Source organism: Sphingobium sp. AP50 (assembly GCF_900109095.1).
GTDB lineage: Bacteria > Pseudomonadota > Alphaproteobacteria > Sphingomonadales > Sphingomonadaceae > Sphingobium.
Genome location: NZ_FNYZ01000004.1, coordinates 255,227 through 278,943 on the forward strand (window position 1 = coordinate 255,227; position 23,717 = coordinate 278,943).

15 protein-coding genes are annotated in these 23,717 nt (G+C 63.8%); 6 read left to right on the forward strand and 9 right to left on the reverse strand.

Annotation, left to right across the window (positions count from 1 at the left end; genetic code table 11):
• The 4 genes from galB to BMY84_RS10590 all read right to left on the reverse strand — a co-directional run bounded on the left by galB (position 1) and on the right by BMY84_RS10590 (position 8,684).
• On the reverse strand, positions 1-2,721 hold the full coding sequence (gene galB / locus BMY84_RS10575) for a beta-galactosidase GalB (RefSeq protein ID WP_256215203.1): 2,721 nt from the start codon (positions 2,719-2,721) through the stop codon (positions 1-3).
• Between the two features lie 189 nt (positions 2,722-2,910).
• Positions 2,911-4,308 (reverse strand): efflux transporter outer membrane subunit, encoded by a 1,398-nt coding sequence (locus tag BMY84_RS10580; protein WP_093083693.1) that lies wholly within the window; start codon positions 4,306-4,308, stop codon positions 2,911-2,913.
• Positions 4,298-5,500: an efflux RND transporter periplasmic adaptor subunit gene (locus BMY84_RS10585; RefSeq protein WP_093083694.1), complete on the reverse strand. Its 1,203-nt coding sequence runs from the start codon at positions 5,498-5,500 to the stop codon at positions 4,298-4,300. The genes BMY84_RS10580 and BMY84_RS10585 overlap by 11 nt, the downstream gene beginning before the upstream one ends.
• A complete protein-coding gene (locus tag BMY84_RS10590; protein ID WP_093083696.1) occupies positions 5,493-8,684 on the reverse strand; it encodes an efflux RND transporter permease subunit in 3,192 nt (1,063 codons plus the stop codon). Before BMY84_RS10590 ends, BMY84_RS10585 begins: the two co-directional genes overlap by 8 nt.
• Before the next feature lie 297 nt (positions 8,685-8,981).
• On the opposite strand from BMY84_RS10590, the gene BMY84_RS10595 reads away from it, so the two are divergent.
• Positions 8,982-9,881, forward strand: a complete 900-nt coding sequence (locus BMY84_RS10595) for a LysR substrate-binding domain-containing protein (RefSeq protein WP_093083697.1) — start codon at positions 8,982-8,984, stop codon at positions 9,879-9,881.
• 27 nt (positions 9,882-9,908) lie between these two features.
• Here the strand turns inward: BMY84_RS10595 and BMY84_RS10600 are convergent, their stop codons facing one another.
• The 3 genes from BMY84_RS10600 to cysD all read right to left on the reverse strand — a co-directional run bounded on the left by BMY84_RS10600 (position 9,909) and on the right by cysD (position 13,633).
• Positions 9,909-10,652, reverse strand: coding sequence for a 3'(2'),5'-bisphosphate nucleotidase CysQ (locus BMY84_RS10600; RefSeq protein ID WP_093083746.1), 744 nt, complete (start codon positions 10,650-10,652; stop codon positions 9,909-9,911).
• A gap of 23 nt (positions 10,653-10,675) precedes the next feature.
• The gene (gene cysN / locus BMY84_RS10605) at positions 10,676-12,589 is read right to left on the reverse strand and encodes a sulfate adenylyltransferase subunit CysN (RefSeq protein WP_093083698.1); all 1,914 of its coding nucleotides are present in this window, start codon (positions 12,587-12,589) and stop codon (positions 10,676-10,678) included.
• A 129-nt stretch (positions 12,590-12,718) separates the two neighbouring features.
• A complete protein-coding gene (cysD, locus tag BMY84_RS10610; protein WP_093083699.1) occupies positions 12,719-13,633 on the reverse strand; it encodes a sulfate adenylyltransferase subunit CysD in 915 nt (304 codons plus the stop codon).
• An 83-nt stretch (positions 13,634-13,716) separates the two neighbouring features.
• Here cysD and BMY84_RS10615 point away from each other — a divergent pair, with 83 nt between their 5' ends.
• Complete coding sequence (locus BMY84_RS10615; protein ID WP_093083701.1) at positions 13,717-14,814, forward strand: helix-turn-helix transcriptional regulator; 1,098 nt, start codon at positions 13,717-13,719, stop codon at positions 14,812-14,814.
• On the opposite strand, the gene BMY84_RS10620 is transcribed toward BMY84_RS10615, so the two are convergent.
• Complete coding sequence (locus tag BMY84_RS10620) at positions 14,806-15,807, reverse strand: aldo/keto reductase (protein WP_093083702.1); 1,002 nt, start codon at positions 15,805-15,807, stop codon at positions 14,806-14,808. The genes BMY84_RS10615 and BMY84_RS10620 overlap by 9 nt on opposite strands.
• Complete coding sequence (locus tag BMY84_RS10625) at positions 15,804-16,676, reverse strand: amidohydrolase family protein (protein WP_093083704.1); 873 nt, start codon at positions 16,674-16,676, stop codon at positions 15,804-15,806. The genes BMY84_RS10620 and BMY84_RS10625 overlap by 4 nt, the downstream gene beginning before the upstream one ends.
• A gap of 140 nt (positions 16,677-16,816) precedes the next feature.
• On the opposite strand from BMY84_RS10625, the gene BMY84_RS10630 reads away from it, so the two are divergent.
• Genes BMY84_RS10630 through BMY84_RS10645 form a run of 4 tightly spaced genes read left to right on the forward strand, consistent with a single transcriptional unit; the run spans position 16,817 to position 23,689 of the window.
• Complete coding sequence (locus tag BMY84_RS10630; protein ID WP_093083705.1) at positions 16,817-17,665, forward strand: fumarylacetoacetate hydrolase family protein; 849 nt, start codon at positions 16,817-16,819, stop codon at positions 17,663-17,665.
• Between the two features lie 57 nt (positions 17,666-17,722).
• The gene (locus BMY84_RS10635) at positions 17,723-18,451 is read left to right on the forward strand and encodes an SDR family oxidoreductase (RefSeq protein WP_093083707.1); all 729 of its coding nucleotides are present in this window, start codon (positions 17,723-17,725) and stop codon (positions 18,449-18,451) included.
• Between the two features lie 43 nt (positions 18,452-18,494).
• The gene (locus BMY84_RS10640) at positions 18,495-20,495 is read left to right on the forward strand and encodes a right-handed parallel beta-helix repeat-containing protein (RefSeq protein WP_093083708.1); all 2,001 of its coding nucleotides are present in this window, start codon (positions 18,495-18,497) and stop codon (positions 20,493-20,495) included.
• Positions 20,492-23,689 carry an alpha-L-rhamnosidase gene (locus BMY84_RS10645; protein ID WP_093083710.1) on the forward strand — a complete coding sequence of 1,066 codons (3,198 nt, stop codon included), beginning with the start codon at positions 20,492-20,494 and terminating at the stop codon, positions 23,687-23,689. Before BMY84_RS10640 ends, BMY84_RS10645 begins: the two co-directional genes overlap by 4 nt.
• Positions 23,690-23,717 lie beyond the last annotated feature (28 nt).

Below are 23,717 nucleotides of genomic sequence, written 5' to 3' on the forward strand. Positions count from 1 at the left end.
TCAGGGCTTGCGACTGCTTGTGATCTCCACCTGCGTCTCGCCCAGCCCTTGCGCGCGCGCGCGCAGGACGATCCGGCCCGTCCGCTTGAGATCGCCCTTCACGATCGCCAGTGCCAGACCGTTGAAGGCATCCCGGCTCTTCGACGGGAAAGCCGTCAGGTCGGTCGGATCGCCATTATCCGTGGCGACGATTTCGCCCGGCCCCTCGATCGAGAAATCGATCTTCTGCTTGGCGGCGGGCACGACATTGCCATCCTTGTCCAGAACCTTGAGCGTCACGAAACTCAGGTCGCGGCCGTCTGCAGCAATGGCGCTGCGATCGGCGGTAAGGGAGAGTTTCGCCGCAACGCCCACCGTGTGGATGGTTTCTGTCGCCCAGGGCTGACCCTGTTTCCAGGTGACGACCTTCACCTCGCCCGGTTCATAAACGACATAGTCCCAGCGGAAGCGATATTCATAATCGCGCTTCTTGACCTTGCCCTGCGACTTGCCGTTGACGAACAGCTCCGCCTCATCCGCCGAGGAAAAGACATGGACCGGCGTGATCTGCCCGACGCGATCCGGCCAGGTCCAGTGCGGCAGGATATGCACGAATTTCAAGTCCGGCCGCCAGCGCGACTGATAGAGCCAGAAACGATCCTTGGGGAAACCGGCCAGATCGAGGATACCGGAATAGCTGCTGCGCGACGTGTAATAGGGTGTGGGTTCGCCCAGATAATCGAAGCCGGTCCACACAAACTCGCCCGCGACATAGGGATTCTGGTCATCGGCCGCCCAGACCCGATCAGGCGACGATCCAAAGTCCGCCGCGTGCAGTTCATAGGCGCTCACCTGATGCGTGTCAGGATTGCCGCCCGACCAAGGCCGCACGGGACCGCTGATCGCACCGGCGACCGGGAACATATATTCGCCGCGACTGGACAGGGCCGATGCGCTTTCGGTCGACAGGATCAGCTTGTCCGGGAATTTCGCGTGGAAGGCCGGATATTGGCCAATTATACCGCGAATGCCCGCACCCTGATAATTGAGGCTGATGACGTCCACCGTGGTCGGCAACAGCATGTCCGCCTTGGCGAAGTTCATCGCGCCGGTCGCTGGGCGGGTCGGATCTTCCTCATGCGCGATGGCGACCAGTTCGCGGCCGATCTTCGCGCCCGCTTCGCCATCATATTGTTCGCCGACCTCGTTGCCGACGCTCCAGATGATGATCGAGGGATGATTGCGGTCGCGGCGCAGCATCGCCCGTGCGTCAGCCTCATGCCAGTCGGGGAAGATCAGGTGGAAGTCATGCGGCGTCTTCTTCTTTTCCCAGCTGTCGAACACTTCGTCCATGACCAGAAAGCCCATCCGGTCGGTCAGCTCCAGCAGTTCGGGCGCGGGCGGATTATGGCTCATGCGCACCGCATTGGTGCCCATGTCGCGCAACAGTTCCAGCTGGCGCTGGGCCGCGCGGGCGTTGAAGGCGGCACCGATCGCGCCGAGATCGTGATGATTGTTGACGCCGCGCAGCGGGATATGTTCGCCATTGACGATCACGCCCTTGTCCGGATCGAAGCGGATATCGCGCACGCCGAAGCGGGTTTCATAGCTGTCGATCTGGCGACCGCCCTGCGTCACGGTGGAGACGGCGACATAGCGATTGGGCTGCTGCGTGGGCGGCGGTCCCCAGAGGCGCGGATTGCGCAACATGGTCGATCCGTTGAGCACCGCCTTGGCACCCGGCGCGATGCTGGCCGACTGGCGGGCGATGCTGGCGACCGGTCGGCCGATACGCTTGCCGTCGCTGTCGATCGCATAGAGCGTCGTCGCCACTTCGACCTGCACCGGCCTGTCACCATCATTATCGAGCGTCAGGCTGAGGTCGACGGTCGCCTGTTCCTTGCTGACCTGGGGCGTACGGACAATGCTGCCCCACTGGCCGACATGGACCTTGTCGGTCTTGGTCAGGTAGATGTCGCGATAGAGGCCGCCGCCCGGATACCAGCGCGCCGATGCCTGCGGATTGTCCAGCCGAATGGCCAGCTGGTTCCGGCCACCGGGCACCACATAGGGAGTCAGGTCCAGTCGGAAGCTGTTATAGCCATAGGGCCAGCCACCCACGAGCTTTCCGTTGAGCCAGACGGTGGCGTAGGACATGGCCCCTTCCACATCGAGGAAGATCGACTTGCCCTTGTCGCTCGCGGGAATGTCGAGCGTCTTGCGATACCAGCCGATACCCCAGCTTGGCAGGCGGCCCATGCCGCCATAGGGGCCATCCTTGATGAACGGCCCGGCGATCGCCCAGTCATGCGGCAGGTCGACATGGGTCCAGCCGCTATCGTTGAAACCCGCCTGAACATAGGATATATCGCCACCGGGATTGCCCGCAGGGCGGACATGATGTTTCGACGCATCCTTGATAAAGGGATTGGCGCTGGGCAAGATCCATGGCTTCAGCACCTTCGCGCCCTTGTCATCGACCTGGACGGCAGCGTCCGGGCGGGCATCGGCGATCTTGCCGTCGCCGGTATCGTCGATCGGCGGACGCACATCATAGCGCAGGTCCGTGGTCAGCCCCGCCGGATCGCCCCTGGTAAAGCGCCAGTCCCGGCTGATCGACACGCTTTCGCGTGCCAGTGCGGGCTGCGCGATCATGAAGGCGAGTGCGGGCAAGCAGGTCAGGGAACCCAATGATCCAGCCGCGCGCACCATGCGCGACACCGATTTGGACAGCTGAATCATTTCTCTCCCCTGATTGTTAGCGTTATCATTACTCTGAGCGATAACGGCGCCGTTGGCAAGGGGACAGCCTGTTCAGCCTTCATTCTTTGACCAGGGGCATGCATCGATCGCAACAGCCCAAACGCAAGGAGGGCACCGAACCCATCGGCCGGCGCCCTGCAAAGGATCATGCGTAGCTACGTGACGCGGTTAACTGGCCGCGCCACCCAAAGCCTTGACCAGCGCGATACTGGCGCGCATCCGGTTGGTATCCACGGCCAGCAGCGCACGCTGCGCCTCCAGCGCGTCGGTCTGGGCCGTTACGACCTCCAGATAATCGGATGCACCGTCGCGATAGCGGCTATAGGCGATCTTGCTGGTCCGCTCGGCCGCCTGCGCCGCGTCGCGCTGATCCACCGACTGAGCCGCCAGATGACGCCCCGCCGCGATCGCATCCTCGGCCTGACGGAAGGCACTCAGCACCGCATCACGATAGTCAGCCGACAGCTCGTCATACTCTGCCCGTGACATCTTCACCTGCGCGTTACGCCGTCCACCGTCGAACAAAGTCACCAAGGCCGAAAGCGGCCCCAAGCCCCAGAAACTGTTCGGACTGCGCAACAGGTCGCCGCGCGTCGTTTCCCAGCCGCCGGTCAGCCCCAGCGTCAGCGAAGGGAAATAAGCCGCCTTCGCCACGCCAATACGGGCATTGGCAGCAAAGATGCGTCGCTCGGCTGCTGCGATATCGGGCCGTCGCTGCAACAGTTCGGACGGCGTGCCAGTCGGCACCGCAGGCATGGGAAGAAGATCATCCTGCGGTGCGATCGAGAAATCGGATGCAACGGCGCCGACCAGCGCGGCAATCTCATGCTCGGTCGCAGCCCGTTCGTTCGCAACGGCGGAGATTTGCGCCCGCGCATTGCTGAGCGCCGTCTTCGACCGGTTGACGTCCATACCCGATGCGATGCCGCCCTTATGCCGGGTCGCGGTCAGGCCATAGGCGCGGTCGAACGCCACGACGCTCTGCCGCAGCAAGGCAGCCTGCGCATCAAAGCCGCGCAGGCGGGCATAAGCGTCAGCCACCGCTGCCTGAAGGCTGAGGCGGGCAGAAGCCAGATCCTGCTCGCTCGCCTGCGCCTCCGCACCGGCAGCCTTCACGCTGTTGCGGATGCGCCCCCACAGATCGATTTCATAGTCCAGCGATCCGCCGACCACATAGTCATTATAGGTGACGGCATTGCCATTGCCCTGGAACCGGTTGCCCGACACGCGACGGCGAGCACCATCGGCGCCCGCGCTGATCGTGGGCAACAAATCGGCCCCTTCGATCCGGGCGGCCGCGCGGGCCTGATCATAGCGGGCCAGTGCTGCGGCCAGCGTCGGGCTGGCCTTTTCCGCGCGCGCTTCCAGATCGTTGAGCACGGGATCGCCAAAGGCTTCCCACCAGGCGCCACGCGGGGCGGCGTCCATCGGCTGGGCGGCGATCCAGCCGGCGACTTCCTTGAACGTAGCGGGCGCGGCGGCTTCAGGCGGATGATAATCGGGCGCCATCGAACAGGCGGCCAACAGCATCGGCAACAGAGCAATAAAGCGGCGATCAACGCCCATGCGCAGCGCCCTTCCCGGCGGCGGCGGTCTGGACCTGCACCTTGTCACCGGTGCGGATCGCGTCGGGCGGCGTGTCGACGATCCGGTCCTGCGCCGTGATGCCGGTCGAAATCTGGACGGTAGACCCTTCATCCCGTGCGATCGTGACAGGCTTCACGGTGACCCGGCCATCATTGCCGACGACGGCAACGGTCGGCCCGTCATTGCCATAGAGGATGGCGCTGCCCGGCAGGGTCAGCGCATTGCCCTGGCCTGCGCCGACCTGGAACTTGACCTGGGCGAAAGCGCCCGGCTTCAATGCGCCGTCGGGATTGGGCGCCTGCAACTGCACCAGAACCGCGCCCGATTGCGGATCGACGGCATTGGCGCTGCTGGTCATGGTCGCGGTGAAATTCCGCCCCGGATATTCGGGCAGCGTCAGCGTGGCGCTGTTGCCCGGCTTCACGGCAGCCGAATAGCCCTGCGGCACGCGCACATAGATGCGCACGCGATGGATATCGGACACAGTGAAGAGCGGCTGGGCGCTGGCATTGCCGGCAACGACCAGCGCACCGATCTGGGCCGACCGGCTGGTCACGACGCCATCGAACGGCGCGGACAGGCGGGTGAAGCCCTGCAACGCCTTCAGCCGTTTCACATTGGCAAGCGCCGCGTTCGACACGGCCACCCGCGCCGCCAGATCGCCGGCCTTCTCGTCCACTTCCTGCTGCGAAACCGCATCTTCCTTCAGCATCGCCGACCAACGCTTCGACGTAGTCGCCGCCAGCCGCTGATTGGCGAGGGCAGTCTGGTAATCAGCCTGTGCCGCCGCCAGTTGCTGATCGACATCCGGCGCATCGAGAATGGCGAGCGGCTGCCCGGCGCTCACCCGGTCGCCGATATCGGCCAGCCAGCGACGAACATAGCCATTGGTCCGCGCATTGATGGCAGCGCTGTTGAACGCCTGCACATTGCCCGGCAGCACCAGCGCATTGCCCTCCGCATCCGCCTTGGCCGACACGATCGTCACATTGGGCAGGGCCGCATCCGTCGCGGTCTGGCGCAACTCCTCGGTTGCGCTGATGCGGGAGGCGACACCGACGCCCACGACCGCCACGGCCAGAATGGCGGCACCGATGCCGACGCGCTTGAGGGTACGGCTGTCCGGTCCTGCGGCGGCCGGATTCTCGATGGTGGCTTCATGCTCAGACATGGCTTGGCTGCATTTCCGTTTTGGGGGCCTTCTGGCCATGTTTCCGGTGGGCGAGGGCGAAGACGGTGGGAACGAAGAAGAGGGTCGCAATGGTCGCACAGATCAGGCCGCCGATGACCGCGCGGCCCAGCGGGGCGTTCTGTTCGCCGCCCTCGCCCAGCCCCAGCGCCATCGGCCCCATGCCGATGATCATGGCCAGCGCCGTCATCAGAACGGGGCGGAAGCGGACCATCCCGGCCTCCAGCGCCGCCTTGGTCCCGTCGCCCAGTTCGGCGAGCCGTTCACGCGCGAAGCTGACGACAAGGATCGAGTTGGCGGTCGCCACGCCCATGCACATGATCGCCCCGGTCAGCGCTGGCACCGACAGCGTCGTGCCCGTGACGAACAGCATCCAGATGATGCCGGCGAGCGCCGCAGGCAGCGCGGTGATGATGACGAAGGGATCAACCCAGCTCTGGAAGTTGACCACGATCAGCAGGTAGATCAGCACCACCGCGCCGATCAGGCCAAAGCCCAGACCGGAAAAGGCGGTATTCATCGTCGCATATTGGCCGCGGATGGTGACAATCGTGCCTTTGGGCAGTTCCTTCGACAGCGACTGGATGGCCGCGTCGACATCGCCGGCGACCGCGCCCAGATCACGACCGCTGGTGGTGGCGAAGATATCCAGCACCGGTGCCAGATTATAATGCGATACCACCGGGAAAGTGTTGGAACGCACGATCGATGCCAGACCACCCAGCGGCTGGACCGAGGTTGCATTCGCCCCGGACACGGGCACGTTGGACAGGTCGCTGATCGACCCGACCAGATATTCGGGCGCCTGCGCAACCACCGGATATTGGATGCCATTTTCCGGATTGACGAAGAAGACGGGCGCTGTCTGCGATGTACCGGCCAACTGGCTGGCAAGGCTGGTGGTCACATCCCGTTCGGTCAGGCCATATTGGCCGACACGCGACCGGTCGACATCGACGTCCAGCTGCGGCGACCGACCGGGCTGCTGGATGCGGGCGTCAGCCAGACCGGGAATGGTCGCCATCTTGGCCAGCAGCTTTTGTGCATAGACCCGGTTGGCCTCGGCATTTTTTCCTGCGATCTGGACGTCGATCGGCGCGGGGGCACCGAAATTCAGGATCTGGCTGGTGATATCCGCCGGCAGGAAGGAAAATGTCGTACCGGTGAAGCGGCGCGGCAGTTCCCGCCGCAACAGGTTCACCAGTTCGTCGGTCGGACGATGGCCCTTGTTGAGCGAGATCAGCATGTCACCATCCTGCGGACCGACGGTGCCGCTATTATTATAGATGGTATTGATGGCGCTGACTGGCAGACCGATATTATCGGTGATCGAACCCAGTTCGGCCGCCGGGATCAGGGTCCGAACCTCGCGACCTATCCGGTCGAAGCGTGCAGCAGTATCCTCGATCCGCGAACCGGCGGGAACGCGGATATGCATCGCGATCTGGCCGGAATCGACCGAGGGGAAGAAATTGCTGCCCAGCAACGGCAACAGGCCGAAGGACAGCAGGACAACCGCCATGAAACCGATCAGGAACGGCTTGCGCGCGCCCAGCGCCCGATGGAGCAGCCCGACATAGCCCGTGCGGATCTTTTCGAAATGATGCTCGAACCCGCGCTGGAAACGGACGAAGACATTATGCGAGTCCGCCGTGCCAGCCATATGCGCGTCGCCATGTTCGACATGGGGCTTGAGCAGATACATCGCCATCGTCGGCACCAATGTCCGCGACAGGATGAAGGAGGCGATCATGGCGAACACGACCGACAGCGCCATCGGCACGAACAGGTAGCCCGCAACGCCCGGCAGGAAGAACATCGGGACGAAGACGATACAAATGCAGAGCAGCGAAACGAAGGCCGGCGTCACGATCTGGGCCGCGCCGTCGAGGATCGATTCGACCACGCCCTTGCCCTGTTCCAGATGCCAGTTGATATTCTCGATCGTCACCGTGGCGTCATCGACAAGGATGCCGACCGCCAGCGCCAGACCGCCCAGCGTCATCACGTTCAGCGTCTGACCGAACAGCGCCAGCGCGGCGATCGCCGCCAGAATTGCCAGCGGGATCGACAGGGCGATGATGACCGTGGAGCGCCAGCTACCCAGGAACAGCAGGATCATCAGCGAGGTGAGTGCAGCAGCAATTGCGCCCTCATGGATCACGCCTTCGACCGCGCCCTTCACGAAGATCGACTGGTCGCCGATCGGCAGGATTTTCAGGCTGTCTGGCAGCGTCGCGCTGATCTTGGGCAACGCCGCCTTCACGCCGTCCACGATCGACAGGGTGGAGGTCGAACCGTTTTTGAGCACGGTCAGCAGCGCCGAGCGACTGCCTTCCACATGGACGATATTGGTCTGAGGCCCGCTGCCGTCACGGACATAGGCCACGTCGCGCATATAGATGGTCGCGCCGTTCACCACCTTCACCGGCAAATCGTTCAGCGCTTCGATCGAAGTCGGCGCATTGTTCAGGCGGACGCTATATTGGGTCGCGCCGACCTTCACGAAACCGGCGGGATTGATCTGGTTCTGCGCGGCGATGGCATTGCCGACATCCTGCGCTGACAGCCCCTTGGACTGGAGCGCCATAGGATTGAGATCGATCTGCACCTGCCGCTGCTTGCCGCCCGACGGGAACGGCATGGCCAGACCCGGAATGGTGATCAGCGGCGGACGTACCTGATTTTGGCCCAGATCGAACAATTGCTGTTCCGACAACCCCTTGCCGGAAAGGGCAAGTTGCAGGATCGGCACGGTCGACGCGCTATAGTTCAGGATCAGCGGCGGCGTGATGCCCGGCGGCATCTGGCGCAGCACCGTCTGCGAGATCGATGTCACCTGCGCGGTGGCCGTACGGATATCGGCGCCGGGCTGGAAATAGATTTTGATGATGCCAAAGCCCTGGATCGACTGGCTTTCGATATGCTCGATATCGTTGACCGTCGTCGTCAGCACGCGCTCATAGGGGCTGACGATACGGCCGGACATATCCTCCGGCGACAGGCCCGCATATTGGAACGACACCGCGATCACCGGGATGCGAATGTTGGGGAACATGTCGACCGGCGTGCGAACCGCCGCAAGTATGCCCACAATAGCGATCAGAATCGCCATCACGATGAACGTCAAAGGACGATTCAGGGCAACTTTGACAATACCGATCATCCACGACTCCGGGTCGCAACGGCCTGAATACCGATGCTGTAAGAACTGACGCCTCTCCAGAAGGGATGCGCCACGGTATCGCAACCACCCCGGCGGATAAAGCCGCTTATTACGACTTTACGAGAATTGAATGTGACGACGACCCGGGTCCGGCAGGCCGCGGCGTTCGGGGGCAGATCGCGCGGGGCCTTCGGCACAGCGACGGGTCGCCGCCACATCTGGTTTCGCCATGCAACCTAGAATCTTCCGCGTCTAATATATAATATGGCTTCATCGATATCTTGGACGAATTGATTCATGGACCTGCGTCATCTGCGTTATTTCCTCTGTGTGTCCGAAGAGATGCATTTCGGCCGCGCCGCACAAAGGCTGGGCATTTCCCAGCCCCCGCTTAGTCAGCAGATTCGCGCATTGGAGGAGGAATTGGGCGTGCGCCTGTTCGAACGCACCAGCCGCCGCGTGACCCTGACCGAGGTAGGGCGGATGTTCGCCCCGGAAGCGCGGGCCACGCTTGACTGTGCCGAACAGGCTATACGGACGGCACGACTGGCCCAACAGGGCGCTATCGGGCGACTGGCTATCGGCTTTACTGCATCGGGCCCTTTCGTGCCGCGCGTCGCGCGGGCGCTCTATGATTTTCGCCAGGGCCATCCCGAAGTCGAACTCACGTTGCGCGAACTCAGCCGGGACGAGCAGATTGAAGAAGTGGAGCGTCGACGGCTCGACATCGGCATCATCCGGTGCTTCGATCTACCAGCCCTGCCTGAAGGGCTGACCGCGATGAAACTGACGGAAGAGGACATGCTGCTGGCAGTCCGCCAAGATCACCGTTTCGCGACGGAGGGCAATGATCCGGCCATTATCGATCTTGAAGGCGAACCGATGGTCTTCTACAGCGCAACCAACGGTGCCGGCTTCAACGAACATTTCTTCGCTCTGTGCCGCGAAGCCGGCTTTGAGCCCAATGTCGTTCAGGAAGCCGGCAGTCTGGCTACGCTGCTGGGTCTGGTCGCCGCCGGTTTCGGCGCGACCATCTTGGCCCATTCGCTGACCCGCCTGCATGTCGACAATCTGGTCTATCGCCCGCTTGCTGCACCAGTGACGAGCCGCCTCTGGCTCATCCACCGCGACGGCCTGTCCCCGACATCACAAGCATTCAGGGACATCATTCTGACGGGCAGCGACGCCCCCTCCTGATCGTCGCGTGAACAGAAGGCGGCTTTATCAGGCCGCCGCCTGCTCCGCAATCAGCGACAGGATAGAGGCGGCATGCTCCTTCCGACAGATTAGCAGGTCGGGCAGATAGACGTCGCTCTGATTATAGACGAGCGGCGACCCGTCGATCCGCGAGCAATGCAGGCCGTGGGCCAGCGCCACAGCAGCAGGCGCCATGCTGTCCCATTCATATTGGCCGCCGCTATGCAGGTAGATATCGGCCTGCCCCAATATCACGGCCATCGCCTTCGCCCCGGCGCTTCCCATGGGGACCAGTTCGGCGTCCAGCGCCTGTGCCACCGCGACAGCTTCGGCCGCCGGGCGCGTGCGACTGACCACCATGCGCAGCTTTTCGGGCGCAGGCGGCACTTCGCGCGGCTGATCGGATCGCAGCACCGTGCCGCCGTCCAAACCGGGCAACGCCACCGCACCGACCACGGCTTCGCCATCGATCGCCATGCCAACATGCACCGCCCAGTCAGCTCGCGCTTCGCCATATTCGCGCGTGCCATCGACCGGATCGACTATCCACACCCGGCTTTTGGCCAGTCGGTCAGCATTGTCCTTCTCTTCCTCGGACAGCAGCCCATCCTCGCCCCGCACTTCGCGCAGGGCATGGCAAAGAAACTGGTTGGCGGTCTGGTCCCCCGCCTTGCCCAATGCCTTGGGGCTGAAGATACCGCTGTCGCGCACATCCACCAGGATGCGCCCCGCAACTTCGGCCAGATGCGCGGCGAGGTCGGCGTCGCTCATCGCCTTGACGTCAACGGGCGCGCTCATGGGATCAACCGGGCGACAATGGCGTCAGCCGCTTCCTCGGCGGTCATCGCGGTGGTGTCGACGCGAATTTCCGGATCGTGCGGCGGCTCATAGGGGCTGTCGATGCCGGTGAAGTTCTTGAGCTCACCCGACCGCGCCTTCTTGTACAGGCCCTTGACGTCGCGCGCCTCCGCCTCCGCCAGCGGGGTGTCGATATGCACCTCGATAAACTCGCCCGGCTGCATCATCTGCCGCACCATGTCGCGTTCCGACCGGAAGGGCGAGATAAAGGCCGTGATCACGATCAGGCCCGCATCGGTCATCAGCTTGGCGACTTCGCCCACGCGGCGGATATTTTCCACCCGGTCGGCATCGGTAAAGCCCAGATCCTTGTTCAGGCCGTGGCGCACATTGTCCCCATCCAGCAGGAAGGTGTGCCGGTTCATCCGCGCCAGCTTCTTCTCGACCAGATTGGCGATGGTCGACTTGCCCGCCCCCGACAGGCCGGTGAACCACAGCACGGCCGGCTTCTGGTTCTTCATCCCCGCATGGCTCTCGCGGCTGACATCGGTCGGCTGCCAGTGAACATTCTGCGCCCGGCGCAGGCTGAAGTGCAGCATCCCCGCCGCCACGGTGGCATTGGTGATCTTGTCGATCAGGATGAAGCCGCCCAGCGTCCGGTTCTGCGCATAGGGTTCGAACACGATCGGCTTGTCGGTCGACAAGTTGGCGACACCAATGGCGTTGAGGTCCAGCGTCTTGGCCGCCAGATGCTCCATCGTGTTGACGTTGACCTGATATTTGGGCTGCTGCACCGTCGCGGAAACGGTCTGCGTACCGACCTTGAGCCAATAGGCACGGCCGGGCAGCATTTCCTCATCCGCCATCCAGACGATCGTCGCCTCGAACTGGTCAGCAACCTGCGGCGGATTGTCCGCAGCCGCGATCACATCGCCGCGCGAACAGTCTACTTCGTCGGCGAAGCAGATCGTCACCGACTGGCCGGCAACCGCCTGATCCAGATCGCCATCAAGCGTCACGACGCGCGTCACCACGCTGGTCTTGCCCGACGGCAGGACACGTACGGCGTCGCCGGGCTTTACCGTACCGGTCGCGATCTGGCCGGAAAAGCCCCGGAAGTCGAGATTGGGGCGATTGACCCACTGCACCGCCATGCGGAAGGGCTTTTCCGCGTCGGTCGCGCTGTTAACCTCGACCGTTTCCAGATGTTCGATCAGCGCCGGCCCCTGATACCAGGGGGTATTGTCCGACGGGCCGGTGATATTGTCGCCCTTGAAGCCGGAAATCGGGATCGGGGTGAAGGCCTGAATACCAATCGACTGGGCGAAGGCGCTGTAATCCTTCAGGATTTCATCGTAGACGGCCTGATCATAGCCAACCAGATCCATCTTGTTGATCGCCAGCACGATATTCTTGATGCCGATCAGATGCGCCAGATAGCTGTGGCGGCGGGTCTGGGTCAGCACACCCTTGCGCGCGTCGATCAGGATGACCGCCAGATCGGCGGTCGAAGCACCCGTCACCATGTTGCGGGTATATTGTTCGTGGCCCGGCGTATCAGCGACGATGAACTTGCGCTTTTCAGTCGCGAAGAAGCGATAGGCGACGTCGATGGTGATGCCCTGCTCACGCTCGGCGGCCAGCCCGTCGACCAACAGGGCGAAGTCGATTTCCTGCCCCTGCGTGCCGACGCGCTTGCTGTCGGCCTCCAGCGCGGCAAGCTGATCCTCGAAGATCATCTTGCTGTCATAGAGAAGGCGGCCGATCAGCGTCGACTTGCCGTCATCCACCGACCCGCAGGTGATGAAGCGCAGCATCGTCTTATGCTCATGCACCTTCAGATACTGATCGATATCTTCCGCAATCAGGGCGTCGGTTTTGTAGATGGGGTCTGCGAGTGTGTCGGTCATGTCGCTACCTCGTCATCCCGGCTAAGGCGGGAATAAATGTCTTTGGGAGAGGTTCGGCCTGGTGGCCCAAGGCCCCGGCTTTCGCCGGGGTTGACGCTTCGTCACCCGTTACGCGGATGACGTGGCGCGTCAGAAATAGCCTTCCTGCTTCTTCTTCTCCATGCCGGCGCCGCCCGCATCCTTGTCGATCGCGCGCCCCTGCCGCTCGCTGGTGGTGGTCAGCAGCGTTTCCTGAATCACTTCAGGCAGCGTCTTCGCCTCGCTCTCGACAGCGCCGGTCAGCGGATAACAGCCCAGCGTGCGGAAACGGATCGAACGCATCACCGGCTCTTCGCCCGGTTGCAGCGGGAAGCGATCGTCATCGACCATCAGCAACATGCCATCGCGCTCCACGGTCGGGCGCTGGTCCGCAAAATAGAGCGGCACGATCGGCACATCGTTCAGATGGATATATTGCCAGATATCCAACTCGGTCCAGTTGCTGATCGGGAAGACGCGGATGCTCTCACCCTTGTTCTTGCGGGCATTATAGAGGTTCCACAATTCCGGGCGCTGGTTCTTCGGGTCCCAGCCATGCGAGGCTGTCCGGAAAGAGAAGATGCGCTCCTTTGCGCGGCTCTTTTCCTCGTCCCGCCGTGCGCCGCCGAACGCCGCGTCGAAGCCGTACAGGTTGAGCGCCTGCTTCAGCCCCTCGGTCTTCCACATGTCGGTATGCAGCGCGCCATGGTCGAACGGGTTGATCCCCCGCTCCTTGGCTTCCGGATTCTGATAGACCAGCAATTCCATGCCGCTATCGCGCGCCATCTTGTCGCGCAATTCGTACATGGCCTGGAACTTCCATGTCGTATCGACATGCAGCAGAGGAAAGGGCGGCGGCGAAGGATAAAAGGCCTTGCGCGCAAGATGCAGCATCACCGCGCTGTCCTTGCCCACGGAATAGAGCATCACCGGCTTTTCCGCTTCCGCCACAACTTCACGCATGATGTGGATGGCTTCTGCTTCCAGCCGTTCCAGATGCGTCAGACTATTTGCGGCGGTCGCCATCAACGAATCCCTTTCTCTCGGTCGTCCGGTATGGACATTGATACAGGCATGACATTTCCACGAACCTCCCATATGGGAGGGGCATGCAACTCACCAGCGCCGATGAAACAGACCTGCTCATGCCGCTTTATGCCGGTGTGCATGATCAAAGCCGGTGGCAATCCTTTCTGGCACGCCTGCAACGTCGTACCGGCGCGGACCATGCAGCCCTGATTCTGGGCCGGAATGATGCCCCCATGGATCAGGCAACCGAAATATCGTCCGGCCGCAATCTGCGGGAAGAGGCCGATAAAATCGGACTCGCTCGACATTATGCAGCGGAGCGCCTGCCTTACCGAACCTTGCGACCCGGCCGCGTCTACGGGGCGGCCGAACTTGTGCTGCATGATGCGGCGATGCGATCCGCCCATCAGCATTTCAACGAGCAATTGGGGGTCAGCGACCGCCGGGTCATTCGCATCAGGGATCAGGAAGGCGCCAGCGCCTGGCTGAGCCTGGCACGCAATGACCAGAGCTTCTCCGCCAGCGATGGCGCCCTGCTGATCGCGGTCGCGCCGCATGTCGCGGTCGCGCTGCGCAATTTCGTCCAGACGGAAGGTCTGCGCATTCAGGCGACCATGGCCCAGCATGCGCTGGCGCGGGGCAGGATCGGTTGGATCGCCTTTGATCAAGACGCCCGCATTGTTGCGCGCGACGAGGCGATGGCCGCCCTGCTGCCGATCACCACCGACGAGCGATTGCGCACAGACAGAATGGAAACGCGGCAGATGCTGTTGCACATGGCGGCAGAGGCAGCGAATGCAGCGAATAACGCCTATGTTGCGCCCCGCGTCGTGACGCTGCTCGACACGCCGCACCTCGACGCGGTGCTGGTTCCCTTGCCAGACAGTCCCGCCATCGCACTGGCGACGCCGGTGTTGCTGGCACTTTGCCGCCTGTCCCCGCAGCCGGGCGAAGGCCGCGCCGCGCTGCTGGCCGAGTTGTTCGACCTCCCAAGACGAGAGGCGGAACTGGCGCTGGCGATCAGCGACGGCCTTTCGATCGCCGAAGCCGCGACCCTGCTGGGCCTGACCCAGGAAACCGCGCGCAACTATTCGAAGCGCATCTATGCCAGAATGGGCGTGCGCGGACAGGCCGAACTGGTGCGCCGCGTACTTCTCAGCAACGCCCTGCTAGGCTGAAGGCACCGGCGAACGCGGATCGATCAATGCTTCATCCTTTAGCGTCTGCCAGAAAGCCGCCGGAATCGCCTGCCCCATCAAGTCCAGCGCGGATTGCAGATGCCGGACCGATCCGATGCCCGGTATCACCGTCGCGACCGCCAGATGAGCGAGCGGAAATTGCAGCGCCGCCGCGCCGAGCGCGATGCCGAAATCGGCGCAAATATCCTCCATCCGCCCGACCCGCGCGACGATATCGGCCGGCGCTGGCCCATAATCATAGTGAACCGCACCGCCATGGCGGACGCCCTGTGCCAATATGCCCGAGTTGAACGGTCCACCCAATATGATGCGAACGCCTTTCTGCATGCATAGCGGCAGCAGTCTGTCGAGCGGCGCCTGTTCCAGCAAGGTATAGCGTCCCGCTAGCAAGATCAGGTCGATGTCGGCACGGGCCATCACCTCCTCGCACACCGCGATCTCATTGACGCCCAGCCCGATCGCGCCGACCACACCCGCCGCGCGCAATTCGGTAAGCGCCCGAAAACCGCCGTCCATCAATTCGCGCATCCGCGCATCATGAGCGTCGCCATGGGCGAAGCGGCCGATGTCGTGGACGTAAAGAATATCGATCCGATCCCGTCGCAAGCGCTGTCGGCTCGCTTCATAGGAGCGCATCACCGCATCATAGCTATAGTCGAAGGCGCTCTGATAGGGCTCCGGCGACACGAACCCCTGTCGCTGTTGCGACAGGTCGGCGTCCGGCACGGGATCTAGCCGTCGGCCGACCTTGGTGGACAGGATCGCCTCGCCCTGCGGATCGAGATCGGCCAGCACCGCGCCCAACCGCTTTTCGCTGAGGCCGAAACCATAATGGGGCGCCGTGTCGAAATAGCGTAGCCCGGCATCCCAGGCCGCCTCGACAACCGCCCGCGCCTCCGCCTCCGAAATGGCGCGATGCAGATTGCCGATCGCCGCCGCGCCAAAGCCCAGCCTGCCGAAATCCAGCGTCATGCCGCTCCCTCCAGCCCATAAAAGGCGCGCGCCGCCCCCTCGAACAGGCGTGCGCGTCCATCCGCATCCAGATCGCCCGCCAGACGCAACGCATCGTCGATCCAGTCGCCATAGCTGTCGCCCATATGCAGCAGCACCGGCCAGTCGCTGCCCCACATCACCCGGTCGCCAAAGCAGGACAGGATATGCGCGACATAGGGCGCGAGAGCATCCGCCGCCTGCCCCTGCGCCTGTTCGGTGCGCAGGCCCGACAACTTGCACCAGATATTGGCATAACGGGCGAGCGCCGCCATCTCTGCGCGCCAAGGGTCTAGGATCAGGTCGGCGGCCAAGGGCTTTGCCCCATGGTCGATCACGATCGGCAGGTCCGGCCAGCGTTCGGCAAGGCGCGCAATGACCGGCAGATGGCGCGGCTGGATCAGCGCGTCGAACCGCAGGCCATGGTCGATCATCGCCCCGATCGCCGGGGAGAGGGCATCGTCCAATATCCAATCACTCTCCTCTATGCTCTGAAGCATCGGCCGCAGCCCGACAAATTTGGGCTGGGTCGCCAGCCGGGCAATCCGCGCCGGAGCATTCCCTGCCTCCAGCGCGACCCAACCGACCACGCCCAGCACCAGCGGATCGTCCGCCACCAGATCGAGCATCCAGTCGGTATCGCGATCGTCAGGCTGCGACTGGACCAATATCGTCCCCGCCATATCCAGCCCCTGCGTCGACGCGCGCAGATCGTCGGGCAGGAAGTCGCGATACAGCAACGGCCAGTCCGCATCGGGCCAGGCCTGCCCCGGACCGCCGATCCGCCAGAAGTGCTGGTGCGAATCCAGAATGCGGGTCGAAATCGGGGCCAAAATCGGGGGTCGCGTCATGCGCCGTCCTCGTGCATGTTCGCCCTTGCCTGTCGCATCATCCTCTTACCTTGTCATTCCAACAAACATACGACATCATACAACATGATTGACGGCTGTCCATGCCGCTCCGTCACATGCCATAAGAAAGGACGTCTATAATGAAATTGTGCCGCATCGGGGAAGCCGGTCAGGAACGCCCGGCCCTGGTCGATGCCGACGGTCGCCTGCGTGACCTGTCCGCCCATATTACCGATCTGGATGGCGCGGCGATCGGACCGGAAGAACTGGCCCGCCTCGCCGCGATCGACGTCGATAGCCTGCCCGTGGTCGAAGGCCCGGTCCGCTATGGCCCGCCCGTCACCGGCACGCGCCAGTTCGTCGCGATCGGCCTCAACTATGCCGATCATGCCGCCGAATCCAACCTGCCGATCCCGGCGGAACCCGTCGTCTTCAACAAATGGGTCAGCTGCATTCAGGGGCCGAACGACCCGGTGATCGTGCCCAGGGACTCGCTCAAGACAGATTGGGAAGTCGAACTGGGCGTCATCATCGGCAGCGCCGCGCATAATGTCAGCGAAGCCGACGCCCTGTCCCATGTCGCGGGCTATTGCGTGATCAACGACGTGTCGGAACGCGCATGGCAAACCGAACGCGGCGCGACCTGGGACAAGGGCAAGGGCTTCCCGACCTTCGGCCCGGTCGGTCCCTGGCTGGTGACGAGCGACGAAGTGGGCGATCCGCAGGCCCTGTCCATGTGGCTGGACGTCAATGGCGAGCGCAAGCAGGACGGCAGCACGAAGACGATGATCTTCACCGTCGAACAGATCGTCGCCTATGTCAGCCAGTTCATGACGCTGCTGCCCGGCGACATCATCACCACCGGCACACCGCCCGGCGTCGGTCTGGGGCAGAAGCCCGAGCCTTGGTATCTCAAGGCCGGCGACGTCGTCGCGCTGGGTATCGAGAAGCTGGGCGAACAGCAGCAGAGCTTCATCGCCGCCAATTGACAGCCTCCCATCATCCCGCTTAAACATCATACATATTATCAAATATGGAGCAGGAACATGGGGCGCCTCTCAGGCAAGACAGCATTGGTGACGGCGGCGGGGCAGGGAATAGGCCGCGCCACCGTCGAGGCTTTCATCCGTGAAGGGGCGCGCGTCATCGCAACCGACGTGCGCGCCGATGCCCTGACCGGACTGGACGGAGCAGAAGCCAAGGCGCTGGACGTCACCGATCCCGCCGCGGTGCAGGCCATTGCGGCGGATCATCCCGATCTCGACATTCTCTATAATTGCGCCGGCCGGGTGCATGCGGGCACCATCCTTAACTGTGACGAGGATGAGTGGAGTTTCTCCAACAGCCTGAACGTCACCGCCCAATATCGCATGATCCGGGCCGTACTGCCGAACATGATCGCGCGCGGCGGCGGATCGATCATCAACATGTCGTCCATCTGTTCCAGCATAAAGGCGGTGCCCAACCGCTTCGCCTATGGCGCGACCAAGGCGGCGGTGATCGGCCTCACCAAATCGGTCGCGGTCGATTTCGTGACGAAGGGGATACGCTGCAACGCCATCTGCCCCGGCACGGTCGAGACGCCTTCGCTGATCCAGCGGCTCCACGACACTGGCGATTTCGAGAAGGCCTATGCCGAATTCACCGCGCGGCAGGCGATGGGCCGTTTCGGCCGGGTCGAGGAACTGGCGGCGCTGGCCGTGTATCTGGCCTCGGACGAGTCTGCCTTCACCACCGGCACGGTCAATGTGATCGACGGCGGCTGGGTCAACTGACACGCATAAGCGCCGACACAAGAGCGCACACGATGGAGAGACGATGATGAAGCGCAGCCTGATCTTATGGGCGGCATGGGCGGCGGCGATGCCGCTGGCCGCCAAGGCGCAGGAAGGGCCGCTGCTGGTCCATGTCTCCCCGGCGGGCGACGATCGCGCGCCCGGCACGCAGGCCCGGCCCGTGCGATCGCTCACCCGCGCGCAGGCGCTGGTGCGGCAGAATAATGCGAAGCGCGACGTCGCCGTCATTCTGGCCGATGGCACCTACAGCCTCGACGCCCCTCTCCTCTTCCGCCGTGCCGATGGCGGCCTCAATGGCCATGCTGTCACCTGGCGCGCGGCGGAGGGCGCGCACCCGATGCTGTCCGGCGGACTGGTGGTGAGCGACTTCAAACCCTATGATGCCGAGCGTCGCCTCTATGTCGCCGACGTGCCCAGAGGGATCGATGCGCGCCAGCTCTGGGTCGATGATGCGCTGGCGGAGCGGCCATGGATCGAGATCCGCGCGGCGGACGTCGCCTTTAACGCCACCGGCTTCGACATTCGCAATCCCGACCTGCAATGGCTCTCCACGCTCCAGCACCCTGAGCGGCTGGAACTGGAAGCGACCGGGTTCTTCACTGACCGCGTCTCGCCCGTGAAGGCGATCGCCGGCACCCGCGTCACCATGGCCCAGCCGGCATGGGACAATAACAGCTGGGGCTATGACACGATCACCAAGCCGATCTTCCCGGACGACAGCCGGCTGTTTCTCGTCAATGCGCTGGAGTTTGTCGGCAAGACCAACGAGTGGCATGGCAAGCCCTATCAGTGGGTGATCGATCCGAAGGCGGGCAAGCTCTATCTGCGTATGGGGCTGGACGAGGATATCGGCCAACGCCGCGTCGTCCTGCCGCGCCTCGAAACATTGGTGTCGATCAGCGGCACGCCTGACGCCCCGGTCGAGCGGCTGCGGTTCGAAGGATTGCGCTTCTCGCACAGCAGCTGGCTCGGCCCTTCGCGTCCCACCGGCTATGCCAATCAGCAGAGCGGTTCCTTCCTGTTTGAAACCTCGCCGATCCGCCCGGCCGATGCGTGGACAACATGCGGCTGGGGCTGTGTCGAATTTGAATCGATGCGCCAGAAATGGCACCAGATGCCCGCCGCCGTGCAGGTGTCCGCCGCACGCGACATCGTCTTCGAAAAAAATCAATTCTCGCAATTGGGACAGATCGGCCTTGGCATCGGCAATGACGCCAACGCCAATCTGTCGGGCGTGGGCCTCGCCACCAACAATATCCGTGTCGCGCGCAACCGCTTCTCGGTCCTGTCGGGCAGTGCGATCATGGCCGGCGGCATCCGGGTGGAGGCACACCATCCCGAACAGGCGGCGCTCATCAACCGCGACATTGCGATCGAGGATAATATCGTCGCCACCGTATCGCAGGATTATAAGGATAATGCCGCGATCCTGACCACCTATGTCAGCGGCGCGCGCATCGTCCATAATGACATCAGCGACGCCCCCTATGATGGCATCGCCGTAGGCTGGGGCTGGGGCTATAATGACGCCGGCGGCAATCCCAATTATGACGAGAATGCCAAGGGCTATGTCCACCACGTCAGATATACGACGCCGACCACATTGCGCGACGCGCTGATCGAGGGGAACCGTATCCATGGCGTGAAGGGCTGGTTCATGGATGGCGGCGCGATCTACAACCTGTCGGCCAATCCGAACGCGATCGTGCGCGGCAACCACATCTTCGACATTGGCGACAAGATCGGCCTCTATCTGGACGAAGGATCGAAGCATTTCCGCGTGACCGGCAATGTGATCGAGACGCGCGGCAAATGGCTGAACATCAACACCGCGGGCAAAATGTACCGGCGCCGCATTTCGACCGACAATATCGCCACCGGCAACTGGCACAACTCCGCCACCACCGGCGGCCGCTGGCTGGAGGAGATCGGCAATGTGGCGCGCGACAATATGCTGCTGCCCAATCGCGACTGGCCAGCCGATGCGCAAAAGGTGATCGATGAAGCCGGGGTGCGGCCATGAGCCTGATCAAACGCCGCACGCTGCTCAAGGGCGCAGGCGCGCTCGCTGGCCTGCCCGCCTTTGCGGCAAAGGCGCAGGAGGGCGGCGACCTGCGCATCACCGATCTGCGCGCCGAAGGGCTGGTCGATCCGATCGGCCTCGATCAGCAGGATGTGCGCCTGTCCTGGCGGCTGGAGAGCCGCGACCGCGCCGTGCGCCAGACCCGTTGCGAAGTGCAGGCGGCGAGCAGCCGCGCGCTGCTGGAGGCCGGCACGCCCGACCTGTGGCACGCAGGCGAAGTGCTGACCGACAAGAGCATGGACATGGGCTGGCTCGGCGCACCGCTGAAGTCGCGCCAGCGTGTCTGGTGGCGCGTGCTGGTGCGTGACGATCGCGGCGTGCGCGCCACCAGTCCGGTCGCCAGCTTCGAAATGGGCCTGCTCGATCCCGCCGACTGGCAGGCACGATGGATCGAGGCGCAGACCGATCTGGAGCGCGCAGACCGGGCCGCCGGATTGCACTGGATGCGCGGCGACCGGCCCGCCGACAAATCCCCGCGCCAGTTCCGCCTGTCCTTCACGCTCGACAAGGCGGAACAGGTCACGCTCTTTTCCATCGGCAATTTCCGGGTGCCGCGCGTCTGGCTCGACGGCGAACCCGTCGCCCTCCCCGCCCCCGGTCCGCATCGCTTTGGGGCGGAGCCGATCGCGCAAACGCAGCACAGCCTGTCCGCCGGTCGCCATGTCGTGGCGATCGAGGTAACGGACCCCGCCGGCTTCGATGAACCGCGCATGCATGAAATCGCCGCCGCAGCGATGATCCGCGCCGGCGATAAGCGCATCACCAGTCGGGATATGCGCACCGCAACCCACGCCCCCGATGGCTGGCAGTCTACCGGCTTCGATGACGCAAAGTGGGCCAAGGCGGAACGCTCCGCCAGCCAGCCACAGGCTTGGCCCCGCGTCGGCGCCTATATGCTGCGCCGCGACTTCAGCCTGAAGCGGCCCGTCCGTCAGGCCCGGCTGCGCATCACCGCGCTGGGCGCCTATATCGCGCAGATCAACGGCCAGCGCGTTGGCGACGCAGAGTTGGCGCCGGAAAGCAGCGACTTCCGCGAAACGGCGCTGCTGCGCACTTATGACGTGACCGCCCTGCTGCGCCCCGACGCCAATGCGATTGGCGCCCTGCTGGGCGAAGGCTGGTATGGCAGCTATCATGCCCCCGCCGGTCGCTATGCTTTTGGCCCGCCACCGCTGCGCCTGTTCGCGCAACTGGAGGTCGAACATGACGACGGTAGCCGGTCGGTCATCGCCACCGACGACAAATGGCAACTCCAGACCGACACGCCGATCACCCAGGCGGAAATCTATTATGGTGAGGATTATGACGCCCGGCGCGAACAGCCCGGCTGGTCCAGCCCCGGCTTCCGCGCTACAGGCTGGACGCCCGTCCGCATCGGCCAGACCCCGCCCTGCCGCCTGCGCGCCCATGTCGCCCCGCCGATCCGCGCGATCGAACGGCGGCAACCCGTCACCATCCGCAGTTTCGATGGCGACCGCCATGTCGTCGACTTCGGGCAGAATTTCGCCGGCTGGGCCGAATTGAAGGCTAAGGGCGCGGCGGGCCAGACCGTGTCGCTGCGCTTCGCGGAAATCCTGCATCCCGACGGCATGATCGACGTCGGCAATCTGCGCGCCGCGCGGGCATCCTGCCTCTATACCTTCCGGGGCGACCCGGCAGGCGAAAGCTATCAGCCCCATTTCACCTATTTCGGTTTCCGCTATGTCGAAGTGAGCGGCCTTGGGCGCGCGCCGACGCCCGACGAAGTCACCGGCATCGTCCTGTCCAGCGCGCTGCCCGAAAGTGGCAAGCCGCTGGTCGAGAACCGCATCATCCAGGGCCTGTGGCAGAATAGCCGCTGGAGCCAGCGCTCCAACTTCTTCGGCGTGCCGACCGACTGCCCACAGCGCGACGAGCGGCTGGGCTGGACCGGCGACGCGCAGGTCTTCTGGGACGCCGCTGCCTTTACCATGGATGTCGGACCCTTCACCCATCGCTTCATGGGTGACCTGCGCGATGCGCAGGGGCCGCGCGGCGAGTTTCCCGACTATGCACCGACCGGCTGGCGCGACCTGTCGCTGGGCGCCTCGCCCGGCTGGGCCGACGCGGGCATCATCCTGCCCTGGACGGCGTGGCAACGCTATGGCGACACCGCCATCGTCGATCGCAACTGGGCGACGATGACCCGCTACATGCGCTTCCTGTCCGAGCATAATCCCGACCATATCTGGCGGAACCTGCGCGGCTATGACTATGGCGACTGGGTCGCGCTCGACGCGCAGAAGCCTAGCGACGAGACGACGCCCAAGGATCTGATCGCCACTGCCATGTGGAAATATGCGGCCGACGCGATGACCGACATGGCGTTCGGATCGAAGCGCCAGCCCGAAGGCGATCGCTATCGCCAATTGTCGGGCGACATCGCCACCGCCTTTGCCACGGCCTTCGTCAAGGCGGACGGCAGCGTCGGCAATGGATCGCATTGCGGTTACATCCTCGCGCTCCGCTTCGGACTGGTGCCCGAACCGCTGCGCGCCGCCGCCACCGCGAAACTGGCGGCCGATATCCGCCGCCGCGGCACGCTGATTTCCACTGGCTTCCTCGGCACGCCCTACAGCCTCGACGCGCTGGCCGATCAGGGGGAGGAGGCGCTGGTCTATGACCTGCTGCTGCGCACCGCCTTCCCCTCCTGGGGCTATATGATCGCCAAGGGAGCAACGACGATCTGGGAAAGGTGGAACGCCGACATGGTCGATTCCGCGATGAACAGCTATAATCATTATGCGCTGGGCGCGGTCGCCGGCTTCATCTTCCGCCGGGTCGCCGGGATTGATCCGACCTCGGCCGGCTTCCTGACCTGGCGCTTCAACCCGGTGCTGGACAAGCGGCTGGAGCGCGGCGGCGCCAGCTATGACAGTGTGCTGGGGCCGATCCGCACCGACTGGCGCAACCGGGCGGACGGCTTCACGGCGCAGATCAGCATACCGGCCAACAGCCGCGCCGAAATCTGGCTGCCCGCTGCCTCCGTCGATGCGATCCGCGAAGGCGGCCGGACCATCGACGCCGCGCCGGGTCTTCGCCCGATCGGCCCGCGCGGCGACCGTTTCGTGCTGGAAGCCGGATCGGGCGACTACAGCTTCACCGTCGCGCGCTGAACATCCCATCCCCCCGCTGGCCGCCCGA